The following is a 1,158-nucleotide window of genomic DNA, read 5'->3' as shown; positions in this document are numbered from 1 at the left end:
ACGCATAACAAAGTTTTCCATGTGACGCCTACGGCGCACCTGAAAACGGGGTTAGCCAGCACTAATTCAAGAAAATTTATTTCTATGCGTTGTCATATGTCTGGTTAAAGTACTATGCTGAGCAAATGCTTTGTCGCAAGTTTCGCACTTATAGGGCTTCTCGCCGGTATGGATTCGGGCGTGTATTTTTAAATTACTACTCTGAGCAAATGATTTTTCGCAAGTTTCGCACTTATAGGGCTTCTCGCCGGTATGGGTTCGGACGTGTTCTTTTAAATTACTTAATATACTAAATGATTTTGCGCAAGTTTCGCACTTATAGGGCTTCTCGCCGGTATGGTTTCGGACGTGTTCTTTTAAAGCACTATGCTGAGTAAATGATTTTTCGCAAGTTTTGCACTTATAGGGCTTCTCGCCGGTATGGATTCGGGCGTGTCTGATTAAGTTACTACTATAAGCAAATGATTTTGCGCAAGTTTCGCACTTATAGGGCTTCTCGCCGGTATGGATTCGGGCGTGTATTTTTAAACTACTCTTTTGGCTAAATGCTTTGTCGCAAGTTTTGCACTTATAGGGCTTCTCGCCGGTATGGATTCGGGCGTGTCTGATTAAGTTACTACTATAAGCAAATGATTTTTCGCAAAATGTGCACTTATGTTTTTTCTTACTCGAGACTGGCTTCGATGTTTGCTGGTTGAAAATCACACCAACATTGCGATCCTCTAGTTCCTTAGTAATAGATTCCTGTTGTTTGAAATCGGTTTTTGTATGGGCAGCAACTGTATATCGTGGTATTGAAAGGTCTAAAGGCTCACTTTGTATTGCCACTGTTCTTCTGTCAAAAGTAGGGCTGTTTGTTTCTGGTTTTAGCTCCTGTTTAAATTYACTAATAACCTGTTTGAGATACGCAGGTACTTTAGGTAATGTTTCCGAAGAAGTATTTTGCATGATTGAATTTCGTTCGTTGGTCAAAAAAGTTAGACGGACATTCGTTTATTTAGTTCAATTGCATGGTGAACCTCACCGCGCCTTGGTATTGGTAATGCTTTATCGTGCTGCCTAACAATAAAATCGTGTTCGTGCTTCGCACCGGACTCCGCTACGCTACGCCGCACATTTTGGGGTTATGCCCCACTTGATCGGGCTTCTTTATAAACT

The organism is Endozoicomonas ascidiicola, from assembly GCF_001646945.1.
GTDB classification, from domain to species: Bacteria; Pseudomonadota; Gammaproteobacteria; order Pseudomonadales; family Endozoicomonadaceae; genus Endozoicomonas; species Endozoicomonas ascidiicola.
This window is presented reverse-complemented; position numbering follows the sequence as displayed.